Source organism: Heyndrickxia oleronia (assembly GCF_017809215.1).
In the GTDB taxonomy this organism is placed as follows: Bacteria; Bacillota; Bacilli; order Bacillales; family Bacillaceae_C; genus Heyndrickxia; species Heyndrickxia oleronia.
Genome location: NZ_CP065424.1, coordinates 1054496 through 1072995, shown reverse-complemented (window position 1 = coordinate 1072995; position 18500 = coordinate 1054496). Strand labels below are relative to the sequence as shown.

Below are 18500 nucleotides of genomic sequence, written 5' to 3'. Positions count from 1 at the left end.
GTATAATACTCATATGTGCGTGTTCAAGGAAGCGAAAGGATAGAATTTGCTGTTGTCGAAATACGCCAAAATACTTGTTCTAACGGGTTTGTGCGGAAAATTCTTCAGCTTTATCCTCACTTTTTGAACAACCTCGTTATAGTAATTTTGAGGGGAGACCATTCATGATTTCTTATCTAAAAAAAACATTTGGAAGTCAACATGAAAAAACGTTAAAAAAATATAATAAACTGGTTAATCAAATAAATGACATTGAACCTGAAATAGAAAAATTATCAGATGATGAATTAAAAAATAAAACGATTGAATTCAAAAAGCGATTATCAGAAGGTGCAACCATTGATGACATTAAAGTAGAAGCATTTGCTACCGTTCGTGAAGCATCTAAAAGGGTATTAGGGATGCGCCATTTTAATGTGCAATTAATCGGTGGGCTTAGTTTACTTGATGGGAATATTTCTGAAATGGCAACGGGTGAAGGAAAAACCCTTGTGCCTTCTTTACCAAGTTACTTACGAGCTTTGGAAGGCAAGGGCGTTCATGTTATTACAGTGAACGAATATCTTGCTAAACGGGATAGAGAAATCACTGGAAAAATCCTTGAATTCCTTGGTTTAACTGTTGGATTGAACCTTTCTCAAATGACCCCGTTGGAAAAACAGGAAGCTTATAATGCAGATGTAACATATGGAATCGGGACTGAGTTCGGATTTGACTATTTACGTGATCATATGGTGATGGCCCCAAATCAACGAGTTCAGCGTCCATACCATTTTGCAATAATTGATGAGGTCGATAGTGTCCTTATCGATGAGGCAAAAACTCCACTTATTATTGCAGGGAAGACGTCATTAAACTCTGAACTATTCTATGTATGCTCTCAATTAGTCAAAAGATTCAAACTAGATAAAGACTATACCTTTGATCCTGAATCGAAAGCAACGAATTTTACCGATGAAGGCGTTAATCGTATAGAAAAATCATTCGGTATTGATAATTTATATGCTATCGAGCATCAAACTCTCTATCATTACATGATTCAGTCCTTAAGGGCAGAAGTCATCTTCCGTAGGGATGTTGATTATATCGTTCAAGAAGGAAAGATTGAATTAATCGATATGTTTACTGGTAGAATCATGGAAGGTAGAAGTTTAAGCGATGGCTTGCATCAAGCAATTGAAGCCAAAGAAGGTTTAAAACTTACCGATGAAAATAAAATGCAAGCTACCATTACGATTCAAAACTACTTCCGTATGTATCCAATTCTTTCAGGGATGACTGGTACAGCGAAAACCGAAGAAAAAGAATTTCAACAAATTTATGGTATGGATGTTATTCCAATTCCAACTAATCGACCGAAAATCCGTGTCGATAAAAATGATTTAGTTTACGATACAATTCAACATAAATATGAAGCGCTAACGAAGGAAGTTAAGAAAATTCATGAAAATGGACAACCTATTCTAATTGGAACTGCATCAATTGAACAATCAGAATTAGTTGCAACCTATTTAGACAAAGCTAGGCTTCCTTATCAATTATTAAACGCAAAAAGTGTGGAAAAGGAAGTCCAGCTTATCTCAATTGCCGGGCAAAAAGGGCAAATAACGATTGCAACCAATATGGCTGGACGAGGTACCGATATTTTGCTAGGTGAAGGGGTTGCCGAACTTGGCGGTTTATATGTAATCGGTACTGAAAGGCATGAAAGTAGACGAATTGATAATCAATTAAAAGGGCGTTCTGGCCGTCAAGGTGATCCAGGGGCAAGTCAGTTTTTTATCTCGATTGAAGATGAAATCGTACAGCGTTTTGCTGCCGATCAAGTAGAGAAGCTTCAAAAATCACTACAAACAGACGAAAACGGGTTGATTATGAATAAAAACATACATGACTTTATCGATCGAACACAGAGAATGTGTGAAGGCAGTAACTATTCTGCACGTGAATACACATTAAAACTTGATGATGTTGTGAATGAACAGAGAAATATCATTTATTCTATTCGCACTAATGTGTTAGAATCAGAAAACACTGTAGATTTACTAAAAAAATCGCTTCAAAGTGCAACCGATCACATTCTCCAAGAAGCTGAAGAATCAAGTAGTGCAATGAATGATCTGAATGAACTTAGAGCAAAGATTAATCGTTTATCACTTCAGCATCTACCAGAATTTGAAGATGGTTTTGACTACAGTGAAGTGAAAGGGATCATTTTAGAGAACCTACAATCAACCCTTAAACAAATTGATGAAAGCTTTAATGAACACAGTGATCTTCACCCATTAGTCAAGGACCGTACATTAAGAATTATCGATGAGTATTGGGTGCAGCATCTTGAGTCAATGACAAGATTAAAAGAAGGCATAGGTTTACGTGGTTATAGTCAAGAGGACCCAATCCGTACTTACCAAAAAGAAGGTTTAGAGGTTTTCACTCATACGTATTATCGTATTGAGAAAGAAATGAGTGAATATGCTATCATTTTAATTAACAGCTTTTCTACACCAGAATAATATTTTTGTAGGAGGAACCCCATGTTCTTTATAGGAAAAAATAAAAAAAGAGGGCGAGACAGTGTTGTTTCGTCTAGTGATCTACTTAATGAAGAGGTAACCGATCAAGCTAATATGGAAGAAGAAATAGAAACAGAGCTTTCCATTTTACCTGGCTCAAATATTTCTCAAGAAAGAGAATATGTACTTCGTTTCCTTAACAACGAATGTACACCGTTAAAGCCTAATCAAGTCTCCCTATCAGGTGTGGAGATTAACAGTGATTCTGCAGAAAATTTAATTGTTACTGCCTTCGTAAGAAGTAGCTTAAATAAGGCAATTACCTTCCAATCCGTCCCACTCATTCTGTTAGGGAGTGAAGGAGAAGTATTAGGCAAAAAGACCTTTGATCTAAGTGAAATAGGTGAATTACCACCAAAAAGTAGCCGTCCATGGGATTTTGTCTTTACTAAAAAGGACCTTTTCACTGATTCTGTACCTAAAGATGGATGGAAACTTGCATTTGAAATCAAGAAACCACATTCTCTTGATTTAGCAAAAAGCTGGGAACAAAGCCTTGCTGAGGAAGATAAAGAGAAGTTAAAACAATTATTAAACACCGTCCAACCACCTAAGCCTGGTGAGGTAAACTTTATGGGAATTCAGGCCAATATTAATGAAGAGGGTAATTTACATATTACTTTGCTTATTCGAAATGGTTCTGATAAAAATATTCAAATTCAACAATTGCCACTGACTGTAGAAGATGCAACAGGTGAAATTATTGCACAAGGTGGATTTAAACTAGAGGATTTTGAAGTAAAGGCAAATACAAGTAAACCTTGGACATTCATTTTCCCTAAATCATTAGTAACAAAGGAACAACCAGATCTATCTACTTGGAAGGTTCAACCGCCTAAATAAATAGTATTAATTAAACAGGTGCTTGTCACTATCCTTTAATAGGATATGTCGACAGGCACCTTTCCTTTTTCTAATAATCAATTAATCTTAATTCTTTCGCTCGGATCAAGGCTTGGGTTCGGCTCTTTACCTGAAGCTTAGAGTAGATTTTATGATTATATAATTTCACCGTTCCTACGGTAATATACAAGGCTTCGGCTATTTCTTTATTGGTCAGTCCTTTTTCAAGGAGCTTTAATACTTCTAATTCTCTATTTGTTAAGTCATCCAAATAAGGAAGATCTGTTTTTACAACCACTTCATCGATAGAATCATGTTCAAATTTCGATAGAATCTTCGAGCAATACTCCTTAACTGCTTGATCTGTAGAAACTATCTTTTGAAAATCACATAATAGCTTCTTCATATGAGTACCTTCATCTAGGAACAAACGGAGATAACCTTCTTTCATCCCAAGCCTGATCGCTTGATTAATAATAGTAAAGGCTTTTGAACGATTTCCCTCTTCAAAATGGATTAATGATTGTAAAATCATTAATTCAATGAAGATCGCAAGTCTATTTTCTAATTCTACTTGTTTTATTAATGGCTCGATTCGTTTCAATGCTTTAGTCCTTTTTCCTGATGCTCGAAGCACTCTAATCTGATTGATGCTGATCATTCCTGTATCAGGCATTTGTTCTAATTTCTCCATCAACTCTACCGCCTTATCAACCCTCCCCTCTTCAAGCATTATTTTTATCTTAAAACCAGTTATAGTTGTTCTCCAGTAACGATCTGTTATTGAATTCTCTAATTGTTGAATCATTTGCCACATTTCATCATCATTATTTAATGCCCTTTTCATACGTGCATAGAGCAGAGAAGATGGAACAAGAATGCCTAAATTCCTATGTTTCTTTCCAATATAAATCCCACGTTTTGCAAAATACTGAACTTTATCCAGTTCATCCCATTCATAATGAATGGCACCTAATACAACGGCTCCAAAACCTACAATTGGGAGTCCGCTATTTTTCCATATCTCGCGTAGTTTCCCGTAAAGAGTACAAGTAGATGCTAATTGTCCACCAAATGCAATATCACTTCCAAGAACATTCCATTCAGGAGATAGAATTTCTACTCCCATATGATAAAATTCACTATATTTAGGAAGCATTTTCGCCGCAGTTGTCATGTGCTTTATACATTCGTCCCCTTTCTGCTCAAGTAGGGCAATATATCCTCTTAAAACATGTAATTCAATCAGAAACTTTTCATATAAAGATGCTTCCATTTTGAGGATCAATCGATCTACGAAAGCCAAATATGTATGTGCATTTTCCCACATTTTCTGAAGGGCTAAAGTCCAGGAATAAATAATACATAAATGAGGACTATTTTCAATCCAGTCATTAGGAAATAGGTTAAGGAGGTACGCAAGTTCATTGTATTCTCTGTTCTTTAATAATGAAGGGGCAAGATTCCATAAGTATTCGGTTGCTTTATCTAGATCATTTGCTTGAACGGCATGATTGACTGCCTTCGAAATATAGCCTTGAGTATAAAACCATGTATACGCTCGACGGTGTAAATGAACAATATTCCCTTGATATTTATTAACTAATTGATGATAAAAAAACTCCCTTAGTAACGAATGAAGTCGGAACCATTGATTGTTTCTTTCTGGAATGAGTTTAATCATTTCTTTTGAAGAAAAAAGAAGCTGCAAATACTCCGCAGCATCCTTTTTTAAGGTTACTGCTTCGCAAAGAGAACAGGATAGCTCATCTAAGATAGAAACTTCTAGCAAAAAGTTGCGAACAGAATCATCTAGGTAATCAAGCATTTCCTCGATTAAATAACTATATATATATGGATGTCTCCCTGAAAACTGATCTTTTTCATAAAGCATAGATCGATCTTCCACAAGGGCTTGAGCAAATAAGTTCATACTTATAACCCATCCCTCTGTTTTATTTTCTAATAACTGAAGCTCTAGTTCATTTAAAGGGAGTTTTTTTAAAACATGGTAAAACTGCTTGAATTCATGCCCTTTAAAACGCAATTCCTCCTTCGAGATTTTTACCATTTTTCCTGTATACTTAAGCTTTTTTAATGCAGGGAGATTTTCCGTTTTAGTGATTAAAATGATTTTCAGATTACTAGGAATGAATTCTAATAAATATGCAAAGATTTGTTGAATTTGTGAATGATTCATCATATGAAAATTATCGATCACTAAACAAAGTTCACTTGAAAACATTGCGATTTCATTTATACATGACTGAAATATTTTCTCTAATACTGGAGGATTTGGTGAATATAGAAGGTTTCTTGACTTTAGCCCAAGCTTATCATCAATTATAGCTAAAGCACTAAGCATATATTCCAAAAAAGTTTCTGGCTCATTATCCTCTAATCCTATTGAAATCCAAGCGACCGGCAAATGAATGGTTTTCACCCATTCACTAATTATTGTTGTTTTCCCAAAACCAGCCGGAGCCCCTACCATAATCACATTTTTATCTAAAGCATGATTCAACAGATTATGTAAGTGGGGTCTTGGTAGGATATTTGCTTGATTCACTGGGATTTGAAGTTTTGTTACTAAAATAGAACGAGTCTCCCCAAATTGATCATTTCTACTTTTCAAGTCCACTCCCTCCCCTTTGCCTATCAAAAGCTTTGTACTAATTATAGTATAAAATATTTATTTTTTAGAATTTTTTATACTATAAGGCTCTTTACTTTAACATTGTTGTTATTTAAGAGGAAAGTTTGAATCAAAAAACGTTAACTTAGTATGCGTATGATTACCGGGAAGGTGGGAATTGTGGGGTTACGGGAACTAATGAGAGGGATTGATTACCGGGAAGCTGGAATTCTACTCTGTTCGGGAACCTTTGGGAACCATTGGTTACCCCGAAGATGGAATTCTACTCTGTTCGGGAACCTTTAGGAATCATTGGTTACCCGGAAGTAGGAAATTACTTCTGTTCGGGAACCTTTGGGAGCCATTGGTTACCCCGAAGATGGAATTCAACTTTGTTCGGGAACCTTAGGAAGCGATTGGTTACCCCGAAGATGGAATTCTACTCTGTACGGGAACCAAAGATCGTGTTTGATTCCCCTGAAGGTAGAAAATACCGATTCATATAGCTAGTAGTCCCTTTCATTCCACGAGAAAAGAGCTGAAAACTTCAATAAGACCGCTCTGAATCATTTATTTGGTGTAAAACATGTAGTTGGGCTTTGACAAAAGCAACAAACTATAAAAATATATTTCTGTATTTTAAAAAAATTAGAGGACTTTAGTACTTTTGTCGCGAAATATTACATTCGAATCTATTATATAGGGGGAGATATTTTTGAGAAAAAGAATATGTAGCAGTTTATTTGCTTTATTGCTTTTGGTAGGTATGCTTTGTTCCCCATCTTATGCTTCTTCAAAACAAAAATTGGATTATCTTGCCTTAGGAGATTCCTTAGCCGCGGGTCAAACACCTAATAAAGGAATAGATAAAGGTTACGCTGATTTTCTAGCCCAGCAACTTGATGAAGTTCAATTATTAGGAAGCTTTGATAAAAGATTCGCTGTGCCAGGATATACAACAACGAATGTTCTAGAGGATATTCAAAATAATGTAAGCAAACCCGATTTATCTGGGAAAGAAGCAAATATCCAGAAGATGATTGCCGATGCTGAAATCATTACGATTGATGCAGGTGCAAATGATTTATTAAAAGAGATAAAAGTCGATTTTTCTAAAGGTACTCTACAATATGATCCTGAAAAATTAAAAGCAGCCATTACAACTGTTGGAACAAATACCGTTCAAATCATTAATCAAATTCGTGAGCTAAACTCCAATGCAAAAATATATGTCATGGGATACTACAACCCATTTCCAAATCTATCTAAAGAACAGACCACACAGCTTTTACAATTATTACAATTATTAAATACAACTATTCAGGAGGCAACAGAAAAATTTGGTGCAATCTATGTGGCAACGGCAGAGGAATTTAATGTCCACGCAAAAGACTATCTACCAAATCCTGTAGATATCCACCCTAATAAGGATGGCTATCTAGTTATAGCAAATTCTTTTTGGAAATCCTTTAAAAATAATGGACAAACAATATCATTTAAGGATACAGTGCCAAGTTGGGCAGCTGATGAAGTCATCTATTTAGCACAAAAAGGGATTATTGCAGGATATGATAATGGAAAATTTGGTGCTAACGATCTTATTCAGCGTGTACATTCTGGTTTATTAATCAAACGATCCATTATATTTGACGACACCATTGCACCTGATCCAAACTATAAGGATGTAAATAAGAATACCTATGGCTATACTACCATTGCAAAATTAACTGAAAAAGGAATTTTCTCTGGTAATAATGGCTTTTTCTATCCAACTCATTCATTAACGAGAGGTGAAATGGCAAAAATTTTAGTAGAAGCATTTCACCTAAAAGGCTCACTTCAGCATACTTTTAATGATGTAAATAAACACTGGGCAAATGAATATATTATGATTTTACAAGCAAATCAAATTACCCAGGGATATCCTGATGGATCATTTAAACCTAATGAGAAAATTACTCGTGCAGAATTTTCAACCATGCTTGCTAGGATGATGAATACGGATTTTAGAACAAAATAAACATAAAAGGGCTGAAAATGTCGAAAGAAAACTTCGACATTCTCAGCCCTTTTTTCTATACGATTAACTTCAATACAGTTATCAAAGTTAATGCGGTCTCTTATTTCAATGCTCTTGTTAAAAACACACTAAACTCAGCTCTTGTAATTGAGTTATTTGGTCGATACGTTCCATCTGGATAGCCTTCAGTAATATTCAATTTTGCAATTGAATTGATTGATTGATAGGCATAATGTGAACTAGGAACATCTGAAAAATATTTATTATTCTCATATGGTAATTTAAATGCACGTTGAATTAGAACTGCCATCTCGGCACGCGATAATTTACCATTTGATACAAATTTGTCCTTTTCACGACCTTTAATTAAACCGGCATTTGCAGCTGCTGCTATTTCTTTGTAATACATATCTGATTTCGAAACGTCCTTAAATCCTGGATCCTTAACATTGCTTGTATCCAATTTTAACGTTCTTGTCAGCATAACAGCTGTTTCGCCACGACTAATCGTATTGTTTGGTTTAAATGTCCCATCTGGATACCCCGTAATAATTCCCTTTTTCACTAATTCTTCAATTTCTGTTTTCCCCCAAAAGGAATTACTAACATCTTTAAAGGATGATGTACTATTATCAGCTATCTCAATATTTACAGTTGTACTAACATTCCCGTATTTAACTTTAATCGTACCCTTTCCAGGCTTCTTAGCTGTAAATGTATTGCCAGAGACAGAACCTAATTTATTGACATCTTCTAAAGATAAATCACTCTCTGAAAGTTTAACAGGATTATAGTAAGTATCTACAGCAGTACCCGGTAGAATTTTAATAGAGTCACCAACATTTAGTTTTCCCTCTTTAGACTTCTTCACTGTAATTGAGCGAACTTCACCTTTTGGAGCTGTAGAAACAGCCATTAATATCGTTGATACTGTTCTTTCCACCCCGTCAGACGGTTTATTGGCAAGACGCACTGTGTCAGTACCAGGATAACGAACCGCCATTGTTGTCGATCCACCACCATCAAGATTTAATGCACGATCAGCACCCATACTTACTAGGTAGTTTGCAAACTCTGTTAAATTCATTCCTGTACTATAGCCGCTTTGGCGTCCATCTACAGTTACAAAAAAGACTTTATCACCTGTTTTATTAATAGCGACAGCAGTTCTCGGCGCTCTAGTTGCAGCTTCCGAACTGTTTGGATTCATCGAAAGGGACACTCGTCCATCTTTTACTAGCATTGGACCACTAGCAACCATGAATGAGGAATCCTTCCATTTCGAATCAATATCGATCGAAAGGGTAATACTATCTCCCACCATTACATCTTTTAATTGGTCTGAGCCTTTTCCATTCCCTGAAATAACGACACCATTTTTCGGGATTATTGTTTTTGTTTTATCCCCTACATTACGTACTTGTTCAACTGTACCTGTAACTTGGCTACCAAATTCAAGTGTAGGTGCTTCAGGAAATGTAACAACTACCTCTGTTCCCCATTCATTTGTGTTTGTTGTTTCACTTGGGAAATATGGGGTATATAAAATAGTATTATTTGTTGATCGTTCTTTATTTGTACTAGTAATCTTGTATGTTTTCCCATTATGTACATAATTCATACTAAGGTCATAATGATCAATTTGACCTTTGCCATTACTATTCATTCCAAATGCTATTGGTTCATTTATGTATTTGTCTTTGCTACTTGATATCGTTCCTGCATGAACCAATTTATTATTTTGTGATACTAGATTAATAGGTGCTCCTAGATGAAAAAAGGATGCATTAATTGCGCCAACAACTAGATGCCCATCATAATGATGCTCTAATGCATGTGTCGTTGTCTTTTTGAGTTTATTCATAATACTAGATACGCCAACTTCGACATTTGTGTATGGATCATTAACATTTACCTCCATGACACGTACGGCTTGTTTTCTAGTAGATTCAGATATTCGAAAATCTGTATAATTAACTCCAGAAGATACTTTAAATTGTTCATTTACTGTGGCTGCTGAGGCTTTTAGTGGACTACCAGTCGAAAATGCCCATAATAAAAGCAATCCGACTTGCATCATACATGCTATTTTTATAATCCGAGATTTCACAAATATTTTCTCTCCTTTCACATAGTTGTTAAAAGTTCCCTATTCTATTATAAACTTGTAAACTAGTAAAACCAATATGAAACTCGAAAAATAGCGAAAAAGAGAAAAAGGTGCTAGATGTCACCCAGTTTATGGGTAACATCTAGCACCTTTTTTGAACTTTGCATCAATAAGCAAACACTATAGTTAATTCATACTTTTCATTTGATAATGATAAATCAATTTATCAAGCTCTTTACTAAAAAACAAGGTCTCTTGATCTTGGAACCCCTTTTTCATTCCACGTTCAATCATTTTCTTTCTCAAAGATTCTATCTTCTCTTTTAATTGGAAATACGTGTTTTCACCTATCATGCATATTTCACCTATTTTCTTCTAGATTTAGAAAGTAGATAGTTCTTTTGTATTATTATGTACAATCCTGCGATAATTTAAAATAGTTTCGACAATACTTCTCTTGATATTACAATTTTCTACACTAACAAAAAAGATGGCATCATTTGCCATCTTTTTTGAATAATTTTATTAAATTTCCTTTTAATATTGCGTCTGATATTTCTAATTGATCGGTCGCTTCCTTATAATCCTTTTTGCATGCGTCTAAAGTTGTTTTATTTTTCGTCTTTGTATCAAAGCATGTCCCATTTTCAAATTTACCATCAAGGGATGGTTGATAATAAACATGATTAGTCGTATATGCCCCCGTTCTAAAGACAACTAATCTGTTATCTTCTTGGAACAGAGGTGTACCCATCATATATTTTCCTTTCGGTGATATACCTAATAAATGCATAATTGTTGGGGAAATATCAATTTGCCCGCCAACCTGCTGATAAACTCCAGCTTTTTCGTTACCAGGTAAATGTATAAACATTGGAACTTCTCCCTTCATTTGATTGAAGGTAAGATCCTCACCTTTTGCACCGCCAAATTGAGCAATTTCACTATCTGCTTTCATTAGTCCACTATCGTGGTCACCATAGAAAATAACAATTGACTCATCCCATAATCCATCTTTCTTTAATTGTTCAATAAATGTCCCGATTGCTTTATCTACATAGTGGACAGACTGTAAGTAATTTTTAAACGTACCATCTTGGTATCCATTTAGATCTAACTCTTGATAGTTGGACGGTAAATTATATGGATGATGACTAGATAACGTAATTAAGAAAGAGTAAAACGGACTTTTTAATTTCACCATTTTTTCAGCTGATTGTCGAAGCATCGATTCATCTGAAATAGACCATCCTAATTTTTCATCCTGCTTAAATGTATCTAGACTATAAAAAGTATCAATTCCAATGGTTTTATACATTAGATAACGATTCCAGAAGCTTGGCTTATAGGCATGAAATGCTGCTGTCTCATAGCCATTGTCTTTCAAGGTCTCTGGTAAAGCAGTAAAAGTATTACCAGAATAGTTAATATAGGCCGCCCCTGTATACAAAGGATAAAGAGAAGTATTATTCAAAAACTCTGCATCCGATGTTCGCCCAGAAGCTGTTTGATGATAAAAATGATTAAAATACATGCTTTCTTTTTTCAACTTATTTAGATTTGGCGTAATTTCTTGGCCATTCACCTTTTTATCAATGAAAAAGTTTTGGAATGCTTCGACTTGAACCGTTATTACATTTTTCCCTTTTGCTATACCATAATAGGGAGTTTTTTGGGAAATTTCCTTTTGATGATCCGTAAACCATTCCTGTATATGATTCTTTTCCTTTTCACTAATTGTATTTTTATGAAGGACATTTTCATTCACAAATTTATAAAGATCAAACCCATGAAAGCCTAATAGACCCGTTACTTCATAAACTCTCATATTTGATAAGGTTTTTTCAAAAAGATAGCCTCCACCTTTTTCAATAAAAACCTTCATCGGATAGGCGACTAGTAAGTATCCAACTGCAAATATAACGACTGCGCTAGCAGCTCTAGAAATTCGTTTCTGTTTCGATGCTTTTGTTCTTTTTACTTTTTTGAATACAAAAATCGTAATAGGAATAAGCACAAGAATATCAATAAAAAATATCCAATCAATTCCTGAAAATAAATTAGAGATACTATTCCCTAATGCACCAACTTGTCCAATTTGTAGCAGTACATTCGCTGATATCAAATCTTCAAAGTAGCGGAAATAGATTAGATCAGCAAATATCATAAAAGTAATCAAGAAATTGAGTATGACTAAAGATAAAAATCTCGCTCTTCTTGGCAAAAAGAGAATCCAGAATGATAGGAGCAGTATTGCACCTAAGCTGATCATGACGATTCCTTTTCGAAGTAGATCTAGGCTATCTTCATTCCAATGTAGGAGCCAATCGAAAAAAGTCGATAGATATTGAACTGTTCCTTGTTTTACAAACACAGTCCCCGTCAAGCGAGCAAATAAAAATAGTTTAAAGGTAATTAGAAATAGAAACAAAATGTAATCTATATAATGAAGGAAAAAATTGGACAACGCTTTCAAAATATTTTTCAAATACTTCAATGACTCTTCACACCCCTCAAGCAAAAAAATATTAGATAAAGAATAGTATAACATATCTTTTTTTGCTATAAGAGGGGTGGATTGAGCCACCCACTAATCATTAAAAATTTCGTTCGTACTTATAAACCTTCCAGTTTGCTTTTGTGCTTTCCTTAAGTAGATACAGTGTACTTGTATGATTTCCACTGAGTTCATCGACCATAAATTGGGATACTTCAAGATATTCCTTCCCATTTTTTTTATAATACTTGATGGTTGGTTTTTTCGGTTGGTACTCTAGGTTCCAGTCAAACGTGTCTAGAGAATAGCCCCAAATTTCTGTTTCAATAACATGATATAGCTGGTTTCCATTTTTGTCTTTCCCTGCTGTTCTCATTTGTTGCTTAAAATACTTATCTATGTATGAAGTCGTGTAGTGTGGAGACATCATGGCATAGATTTGTTTTTTTGTGTAGTTTTTTTTCCACGTTTTTCTTTGTGCTTTAATAACTTTATCGGTAATTCCCTTTGCTACAGAGGAATTCATTTGTAAGTGTACACGTAAGTACTGGCTAGAAACATAGCTTTTCTTTTTGTTATACCTTATTTCGGACCAGCCATTTTTAGTTTGGTAATAAACGGTAACAGTTGCCCCATTTTTCAGAGCACCAATACGTTTATATTGTATTCCTGGTCCACTCCTAACATTTAATGTTCCACTTTCTAAATCAACTGTTCCAACTTGAAGTGAGGCTGCCTTTGGATCACCTGTAAAAAAGAGCATTCCAATCAATGGAAAGGTTAAAACAGTACAAATTACCAACTTAAACAATCTTGAAATCTTCATTATTACCTCCACTTTACAAAATTAACATTGTGATTACTTATTTGTATTCGTGGAATAAATAAATGATTACTATATAAAAAATATAGGCTAATTCAAATGTGAATGACTTACAAATTTTCCCCAGTACAAAAGTGCCTTTCATAAAAAAAGCAGCTAATCTGTTTTTTCAAAGATTAGCTGCTTTTTAACAATGATTCTCAAAGCCTATTTTCAATAGATGTTTTTTATCGAGGTAAAGTAAATGTTACTGTCTTATCCTTAAATAAACCTTTTCCATCCTCCCCATAAAAAGGACCAAATTCTAAATCAAATTTCTTAAATATACCAAATTCATCTTTATTAAATAAGAAGACATGAAGCTTCTCGCCTTTTTCACCGGCTTTTATCTCTTTAGGGTTACTAGGCTCTACCATCCCTTGAGAAAAAACAGTTGCACGATTTTTATCAATTCTTAATTTCGAACCAATATTCCAAATGGATACTGGTTGATTGGATTGATTATCTATATTTAATTTCACGGTTAATGCAACGATACCACTTTCATTAAAATTTCTAAAACGTTCTTTGCTGGCTGCAGTTGGCGTAATATCCGTATATTGAACACCTTCAAGAGTCACTTTTACATCTCCAAGCTGCAAGGTTTTATTAATACCCGTTTTTTCAAAAATCATCTTTTTATCCGCCATATTGTCCATTGTTAAACGATCTTGATAAAATTTTGGCTGAGTAGCAATTGCTTTCTTCTGCTCACCACTATAAATAAAATCATATGCGGGAGAATCCCCTCTGAAGCTTCCTTTAAATTGGTCGTTATCAGCAACTCCGCCCTCGATAATATATTTAGGTTTTACTGTTTTCATTGTTTCAAATTGTTCATTCGTAAATAAGAAATTTAATAAACCAGTAACTTTCTCACCTGCTGCAAATAAAGATACTTCATCCTTTTCCTTTTTAATCGTATTAATTTGTAGATCTTCTGGGACAAAGGATTTCCAATTTGATGAAACATAATCATATTGATCAGTCAATTGAATTCTATGAAAATTTGTATAATACATTGGTTTTCCTGTATTGTTTTCTAGGGTTACCTTTGCTGTGACGACATATCCATCCGTTTGATCTTTAAATGGAATTGTTACATCAGGATTCATATCTGTTACCTTAACAATTTGATATTCTTCTACCTTTACCTTAAAGCCATCCATTTCATGGCTAAAATTTGGTTGATTATTCGTATATACTACTTCAACACTACCTTCTGTTTCCTCAGCAATTGCTGGGTTTAAAATCTCTCCTGAGTCTTTCGGCTCTTCTTCTTTATCTACACTTTCCTTCTCTTTCTTCTGTATATCACTTTTTATTTCCGTAGTTTTCGGCTTCGTTTCTTTTTCCTTTGAAGCCTTTTCACTGCTTCCACATGCCGCAAATAAAAGCATGGATGAAATAATTGCCAGTGATAAAATTACTTTCTTCCCCATACAGCTTACCTCCATAATCAAATCAATATTTTTGATTATAGAGGAAAAAATAGGCAGTTACTAGAATAAAAAGGAATCATTTATAGAATTAGGAAAATCAACCCAGTACTTTTGTAATCATATTGGCAGGAATGAAGTGAAAACACTACCAATCATAATAATTATTCAATTGTAAATGCTGATATATCAGAGGTAAATAAAAGGAACTTTTGTTACCGAATTTGATTTTAAGGTAGATGATCCGATGTATCAGATTCTTTTTACTCTACCTATTAAAAAAAATATAGAGCACTTTAAAAAGAAAAAAGGGGAACCCTAAGCCCCCTTCTTTCTATCAATCTATAAACATTCTATGGCTTTGCAATATCGATTATCCTACCATCTGTCTTTGGTTCAATCGTTTTGTTTGGTTGAGAATCTAAGTATTCCTTAAAGATTTCCCAATCTACAAAGCCAGGTTCACTTAAGCGTCCTTCAGCTGATGCTTTTTCAAATACAGTAAAGCCATCTCCACCTTTAGCCGTAAAAATATTAGTAGCTACATAATAGTTTTGTTTTTCATCTAACGGGACAAATTGCCCGTTTTTGTCCTTCACCTCAATGGATACAACCCTTTCTCCTGCATTTTTACTGCTGGCATATGTGAACTTTAAACCAGCTACTTGTAAAAAGCCACCGAATGGTTTAGGCGCATCTTTCACACTATGCTCTAGAGCCGCTTTTATCTCAGCACCTGATAGATTCAATATTCCTAACGAGTTTCCAAATGGGAGAATTTCAAGAATTTTTGCCACTGTTATATTACCTGCGTCCACTGAAACACGAACATTTCCTCCATTATGGAAAGCAATCATAGTATCCGGATTGATCTTTTTGGCCTTTGCCAAAATTCCTTCAGCAATAAAATCGCCTAAATTCGTTTCCATTGTCCGTGCAGCTGGATTTCCTCCTACCAATTCAACATTTGTTTTTCCAACTACAAGTTCCTTCTTTGCATCTACTGCTGGCTTATATTTCGTTGCTAAAATTTCAGCAGCCTCAGGATCATCCTTAATTACATATTGATCATCCTTCTTTTCATTAAGGTCTAGAAGCTTTCCAGCATATCCAATAACCTTTCCTTTTTCATCAAACTCTACATCAAGAGTTCCTAGGAAATTACTATATTCATTAGCTTGAACAATGATGGTCGGTTCAGAGCCCGTTATATCCTTCACCGGTTCTGCTAGTTTCGTATGTGAATGCCCACCGACAATGACATCGATCCCTTCTACTTCTTTTGCCAATGTCAGGTCATTGTCACCACCGCCATCATCGAAGCCGATATGGGTAAGAGCAATAATTTTATTAATTCCTTGGCTTTCGAGCTGTTCAACCGCTTTTTTTGCTTCTTCAATATAATCTTTAAACTCTACATCCCCAGGGCTTGAAATATCCTTTGTTTCAGCTGTTGTTAAGCCAAATATCCCTACTTTTTCCCCATTGATTTCTTTAATTATACTATTGTATATTTCCCCATCATTCGCAGTAGTAGCTAACTCATTATGGTATCGATCCTTTAAGTTAACATCTTTTGAGAAATCAGCATTGGCACTAACAAACGGGAATTTTGCATTTTTTACGAATTCGGCTAAAGGCTTTGTTCCTTGATCAAACTCATGATTGCCAAATGTCATCACATCATAGCCTATAAGGTTCATAAACTCTAAATCTGCCTGTCCTAGGTATTCATTAAAATAGAGCGTTCCAGAGAAGACATCACCTGCATCTAGTAATAATGTATTTTTGCTTTGTGACCTAACTTCTTTAATTGCTGTAATTCGTTTTGCAATATTATCTAAATGAGCATGTGTATCATTTGTGTGCATTAATGTTAGCTCAAAATTTCCTTCTTTCTTATCTCCACTATTTATTGCACGAATAAGTGCCGTAATAAATTGTCCACGCGTCACTTTCGCTTTCGGATTGAAGACCTTCTCTACCGTAATCCCATTTTCGGCGAGAATCGTGATATCCTCTTGATATTCCTTTCCCGCTTTATTTAAATCGGTTACTTTTATATTAGAATCTTCCACATGTTTTAATTGGAAGGCTTGAACTAATATCTTTGCCATTTCCTCACGTGTTAATATTGCTTTATATTGAAGATTATCCTTCCATCCAGAGAAGATACCATTTTTCCTAACCTTTAGGGCATTCTCTCTTAACTCATGATCCTTTGGAAGCTGATCGACATCTTTGAATTGTTGAACTCCTGTCGTATCTACTTCTCCTAGATTGCGTCCTAAAATCAAGACAGCATGCTCACGGGTTAATTGTTGGTTTGGATAAAAGTAGGTGTTTCCATTCTTATTTGCCCCTTTGATTAAACCAAGCTCGACTCCTTTAGAATAAAGTCTTTATATACCCCAAATTGATTTTCATCAGCAAATGCTGATTTATTCTCTGCGGCAAAAGCCGGGGAAATACTTGATGCTGCAATCGCAACTGTCACCGATCCTATTAAAAATTTGTTTCGATAACCCATATATTTATTTCCTCCCATCAAAATTTAGAAATAGAATCAATTCTTGTCTATTAATCTACTCTATTTCTCTTAAAAATAATATTTCAAATTGTCCTAACTTTTGCAACCATCTAAAGAAGGATTTACAAAAAATTTACACAATATAAACAAAACCAATCATCGAATGTCCAGATCCATTCTTGCATATTCTTTATTAATCAAACCATTTTCCTATTCAGAAATATCATACACTTAACAAAAAAAAATTTACTGGTGTAAAGACACTTGTCGTATTTTCTTAAAAAGTGTAGTAGAATTAAATCGTCTTATTTTAGTAGATTATTTTTTCAAACATTTATAAGGGGGAAAGAAACATGAAAAATAGTATGTGGTCTTTAAAATTTTCAACTGCTGCACTAGTTCTCATTCCAGCAGCTATAGGGATTAACTATTTAGGTAAATTATTCGCTGGCCTGTTAAAACTTCCATTATGGTTAGATGCAATTGGCACTGTACTGGCAAGTATGCTTGCAGGCCCAATAATTGGAGCAATCTCTGGCATCGCTAACAATATCATTTATGGTTTTACCCAAGATCCGATCTCCTTTGTCTATGCCATAACGAGTGGAGTTATCGGTCTTATTGTCGGTATCATGGCATACAAGGGGTGGATTGCTAATATAGGGAAGGCGATTATGATTGGGATTATCGTCGGGGTGGTCGCAGCAACGATTTCCACACCGTTAAATATGATATTTTGGGGCGGACAAACGGGAAATGTATGGGGGGATGCACTGTATGCTTACTCCATCGCTCATAATCTACCTCAATGGCTTGCATCATTTTTTGACAGTATCGTTGTTGATGTCCCAGATAAAATCGCAACAGTTATTATTAGTTATCTTATTTTCAAAGGACTTCCGCAAAATTTAACAACAATCTATAACAATCAGAATAAGATTGAATCATTATAAAGTTGACAATGGATATGGCTATCTATTAAGGGGTC

Annotated in this window: 12 protein-coding genes; 4 read left to right on the top strand and 8 right to left on the bottom strand. The window is 34.8% G+C overall.

Translation table 11 applies throughout. The features are described 5' to 3' along the window. Window positions 1-164: 164 nt before the first annotated feature. Together secA2 and I5818_RS05360 are read left to right on the top strand one after the other, a co-directional pair. Window positions 165-2516, top strand: a complete 2352-nt coding sequence (gene secA2 / locus I5818_RS05365; RefSeq protein WP_078110321.1) for an accessory Sec system translocase SecA2 — start codon at window positions 165-167, stop codon at window positions 2514-2516. Between the two features lie 21 nt (window positions 2517-2537). After that, window positions 2538-3419: an accessory Sec system S-layer assembly protein gene (locus tag I5818_RS05360; RefSeq protein ID WP_071975107.1), complete on the top strand. Its 882-nt coding sequence runs from the start codon at window positions 2538-2540 to the stop codon at window positions 3417-3419. Between the two features lie 70 nt (window positions 3420-3489). Here the strand turns inward: I5818_RS05360 and I5818_RS05355 are convergent, their stop codons facing one another. Continuing rightward, window positions 3490-6054 carry a winged helix-turn-helix domain-containing protein gene (locus I5818_RS05355; RefSeq protein WP_078110323.1) on the bottom strand — a complete coding sequence of 855 codons (2565 nt, stop codon included), beginning with the start codon at window positions 6052-6054 and terminating at the stop codon, window positions 3490-3492. Between the two features lie 715 nt (window positions 6055-6769). Between I5818_RS05355 and I5818_RS05350 the strand changes: the two genes are divergently transcribed. Beyond that, window positions 6770-8074 (top strand): S-layer homology domain-containing protein, encoded by a 1305-nt coding sequence (locus I5818_RS05350; protein WP_078110324.1) that lies wholly within the window; start codon window positions 6770-6772, stop codon window positions 8072-8074. Between the two features lie 100 nt (window positions 8075-8174). Here the strand turns inward: I5818_RS05350 and I5818_RS05345 are convergent, their stop codons facing one another. From I5818_RS05345 to I5818_RS05315, 7 genes are all read right to left on the bottom strand, one after another. Continuing rightward, window positions 8175-10184 (bottom strand): S-layer homology domain-containing protein, encoded by a 2010-nt coding sequence (locus tag I5818_RS05345; RefSeq protein ID WP_078110325.1) that lies wholly within the window; start codon window positions 10182-10184, stop codon window positions 8175-8177. A gap of 186 nt (window positions 10185-10370) precedes the next feature. Next, the gene (locus I5818_RS05340; RefSeq protein ID WP_078110326.1) at window positions 10371-10538 is read right to left on the bottom strand and encodes an aspartyl-phosphate phosphatase Spo0E family protein; all 168 of its coding nucleotides are present in this window, start codon (window positions 10536-10538) and stop codon (window positions 10371-10373) included. A 142-nt stretch (window positions 10539-10680) separates the two neighbouring features. Beyond that, window positions 10681-12558 (bottom strand): LTA synthase family protein, encoded by a 1878-nt coding sequence (locus tag I5818_RS05335; RefSeq protein WP_169846915.1) that lies wholly within the window; start codon window positions 12556-12558, stop codon window positions 10681-10683. Window positions 12559-12781: 223 nt separating this feature from the next. Continuing rightward, complete coding sequence (locus I5818_RS05330; RefSeq protein WP_078110328.1) at window positions 12782-13507, bottom strand: SH3 domain-containing protein; 726 nt, start codon at window positions 13505-13507, stop codon at window positions 12782-12784. 224 nt (window positions 13508-13731) lie between these two features. Then, window positions 13732-14985, bottom strand: coding sequence for a DUF5068 domain-containing protein (locus tag I5818_RS05325; protein ID WP_078110329.1), 1254 nt, complete (start codon window positions 14983-14985; stop codon window positions 13732-13734). A gap of 350 nt (window positions 14986-15335) precedes the next feature. Then, window positions 15336-17279: a bifunctional metallophosphatase/5'-nucleotidase gene (locus tag I5818_RS05320; RefSeq protein WP_078110330.1), complete on the bottom strand. Its 1944-nt coding sequence runs from the start codon at window positions 17277-17279 to the stop codon at window positions 15336-15338. Window positions 17280-17350: 71 nt separating this feature from the next. Then, window positions 17351-17512, bottom strand: a complete 162-nt coding sequence (locus I5818_RS05315; RefSeq protein WP_169846916.1) for a hypothetical protein — start codon at window positions 17510-17512, stop codon at window positions 17351-17353. A 353-nt stretch (window positions 17513-17865) separates the two neighbouring features. Here I5818_RS05315 and I5818_RS05310 point away from each other — a divergent pair, with 353 nt between their 5' ends. Further along, window positions 17866-18465, top strand: coding sequence for an ECF transporter S component (locus I5818_RS05310; RefSeq protein WP_078110331.1), 600 nt, complete (start codon window positions 17866-17868; stop codon window positions 18463-18465). Window positions 18466-18500 lie beyond the last annotated feature (35 nt).

Bases quoted from the DNA above. Each gene is read 5' to 3' on its own strand.
- I5818_RS05360 (WP_071975107.1), top strand. From the start codon at position 2,538: ATGTTCTTTATAGGAAAAAATAAAAAAAGAGGGCGAGACAGTGTTGTT.
- I5818_RS05330 (WP_078110328.1), bottom strand. From the start codon at position 13,507: ATGAAGATTTCAAGATTGTTTAAGTTGGTAATTTGTACTGTTTTAACC.
- I5818_RS05310 (WP_078110331.1), top strand. From the start codon at position 17,866: ATGAAAAATAGTATGTGGTCTTTAAAATTTTCAACTGCTGCACTAGTT.
- I5818_RS05340 (WP_078110326.1), bottom strand. From the start codon at position 10,538: ATGATAGGTGAAAACACGTATTTCCAATTAAAAGAGAAGATAGAATCT.
- I5818_RS05315 (WP_169846916.1), bottom strand. From the start codon at position 17,512: ATGGGTTATCGAAACAAATTTTTAATAGGATCGGTGACAGTTGCGATT.
- I5818_RS05325 (WP_078110329.1), bottom strand. From the start codon at position 14,985: ATGGGGAAGAAAGTAATTTTATCACTGGCAATTATTTCATCCATGCTT.
- secA2 (WP_078110321.1), top strand. From the start codon at position 165: ATGATTTCTTATCTAAAAAAAACATTTGGAAGTCAACATGAAAAAACG.